The organism is Clostridium sp. BL-8, assembly GCF_002006495.1.
Classification (GTDB): domain Bacteria; phylum Bacillota; class Clostridia; order Clostridiales; family Clostridiaceae; genus Clostridium.
On record NZ_LZZL01000183.1, the window covers coordinates 1 to 2735 of the forward strand.

At 27.9% G+C, this 2735-nt stretch carries 3 protein-coding genes; all 3 read right to left on the reverse strand.

All coding sequences use genetic code 11. From position 1 onward, the window contains the following. Window positions 1-181: 181 nt before the first annotated feature. The 3 genes from CLOBL_RS27005 to CLOBL_RS27015 are packed head-to-tail and all read right to left on the reverse strand — an operon-like array spanning window position 182 to window position 2350. Entirely contained in the window at window positions 182-412 is a 231-nt protein-coding gene (locus CLOBL_RS27005; protein WP_009167663.1) for a DUF1667 domain-containing protein, read from the reverse strand. 16 nt (window positions 413-428) lie between these two features. Then, on the reverse strand, window positions 429-1826 hold the full coding sequence (locus CLOBL_RS27010) for an FAD-dependent oxidoreductase (protein WP_077861812.1): 1398 nt from the start codon (window positions 1824-1826) through the stop codon (window positions 429-431). Between the two features lie 2 nt (window positions 1827-1828). Continuing rightward, window positions 1829-2350, reverse strand: coding sequence for a transcription repressor NadR (locus CLOBL_RS27015; protein ID WP_077861813.1), 522 nt, complete (start codon window positions 2348-2350; stop codon window positions 1829-1831). Between the last annotated feature and the right edge of the window lie 385 nt (window positions 2351-2735).

Genomic DNA, 2735 nt, shown 5'->3' on the forward strand with positions numbered 1-2735 from the left:
TACACGCACGCCGGTTTTCAAGACCGGTGCCTTAAACCAACTCGACCATCTTTCCACGTCTTACGACAAGTATGATTATAACAAGGATTTATATTTATGTCAACTATTTTATCATATTTTCTTTTGTTAGTTTTATTTTAATTATAAAACTAACATGTATCATTATGCCTATATACTAAATTTAGGATGAAATCTTTTTAGTGCAAACAATATCTACACCAGTATTCATAATATTTTTGCATATAATGTCTCCAATATTAATAGGTGTACTTGCATAAATCCTGCTAAGAACCTTAGAAAATTCCCTCCATAAGCCTTTCTCTATTGGCTTATTACTCTTTACTGATACAACCTTATAATTTTGATTACCTTTTATTCTAACTACACTAGTAAATACATCCTTATTTCCCATTATTAATCCCCTTCACTCAAATTTCATTGAACTCCTTAATTCTTCCTACTAAGATATTAGAATCCATAGAATCATCTACTATACTCAAAATACTTTTATCCATTTCTCTAGCTAAAATTTTTATAATTTTCATATTACAATACGAACCATTACAGCTCCCTACTCCTATTCCAGTACGCCTTTTTACTCCTTCAACAGTTCTTGCTCCTAAAGGTCGTCTTATGGCGTCGACAATCTCACCTTCTGATATATTATTGCAATTACAGACTATATTCCCATAGCGACTATCTACTGAAATTATCTTATTTCTCTGTTCCTTAGACATATTTCTAAATATATATACATCCCTTTTCTTATCAATAAAATCTCTCTTTTTAGTTATATTCATATTTATTTTAAGTTTCTCCTCTATGTCTTTAGCGATAGCTGGTGCAATTGTTATTTGAGCATAATGATTTCCTGAAATTCTCATATATCCCATTTCTACATTACTATTATCTATAAGAATATTATTCCCACTATATATTTCTGTAAATATATTAGTTATCAATTCTTTATCTATGTATTTTAATATATTTTTAGATAACATCAATTCTTCCTCTAATCCTAAACACTTATTACTCTTAATTGCTATCAAATTTCCTTTTGATGATGTCGTAGGCATATTTATTATGAATGTATCTTCATCTATATCATCAATAACAATAGTATTTATATCATTCTTCAATCTTTCATTTAATAGTATATAATTTATTCTCTTATTCTTTGCTTCATTTTGAGCTTCATAAAACGTTCCATTTGAAAACTCATTCGGAATTGTATTGATTACAAATTTACATGTAAACTTATTTTTATTAGTAGTTACTTTAAATCCTTTAGATATATATTTTATATCTATAACTTCTTCCTCTAATCTAAAGTTTACACCATTATCTGCCGCTACCTCTGCATAAGAAATTGCTAGATTGTATGGAGAAATTATCGCAGTATTTTCTGAATATAATGCTTTATTTATATTAGTTTGCAAATTAGGTTCTATATCATAGATGGCACTGTCTTCTATTATATGAACAGAATCTATCCCTCTTTCCACAGCTCTTTTATTTATTTTATCAAGTACATCAGATCTAGCATCATTTGATGTTATTCTTAATGATCCCACTTTTTTATATGCAACATTAAACTTTTTACAATGCTCTTCGATTAATTTTCTTCCGACACACTCTAATTTAGCTATAGTACTATCATCTGTCTCTGATCCATCATAAATAATTGCTGTATTAGCAAAGGATATATCATTTGCTATATCATAGTCCTTTTCAATCAATGCTATATTTATATTGTATTTTGAAAGTTCATATGCTATCGCACATCCAATTATTCCTCCACCTAAAATTAATACATCATAGTCCATTATTAATCCTCCAAATCTGATACAATAAAATTGCGTTTTCTAAGTTCTAATATAATTAAATCAATATCCTCTTGACTTTCTGCTGCTATTGTATGAATATGAACACCATTAGTTAATGCTGATAGCAATTTTGCCTTTTGCTCATTATACTTTTGAATAAACTTATTCAACTCATTGTAATTCTTAATCATAAGCATCCCTTTTATTTCTCCGTATAATGGATGCTCTACTATAACATCTTCAACTGTTCCTCCATATTTAATAACTATACTTAATTCATCAAACATTTCTTCTTCTGTATGGGTTACCGCAATAATAGCTCTGACTTTATGCCGATTTGCATTTATTATATATCCATCTGGAGTTGCAATTATATTCTGCCCCTCAGCTCTAAGAATAGCTATATCTTTTACTATAACCTGTCTAGTTACAGAATACTTTTTAGCTATAATACCTCCTTTTAATGGTTCATGATTTTCTAATAATAACTTTATTATATTTTCTCTTCTCTCATTAGAATTCATATTTGCCTCCCTCGCCGACTGCAATTATTCCCCAAAATAAAATTAGTACTATAATAATATAATCATATTATTATATACACTCTCTATATTATTATAACATTTGAACAGATTTATATTATCTTAAACTAATTCTCATAATTTCATTATAGTTTAAATTTTATTCGAATCAATAATAGTATAAATTTGTTTTTGAATTTTGTATCGTTATTAAAATTAGACTAATCATAAATTTATATAAATCATTCTATATTCACTGTAAATGTAGGCTTCTCAGGTTAATTTAAATAATTATATATAACAAAAAAAGTTATGAATTACTCCATAACTTTTTAATGGTGGAGATAAAGAGATTCGAACTCTTGACCCCCTGCGTGCAAGGCAGGTG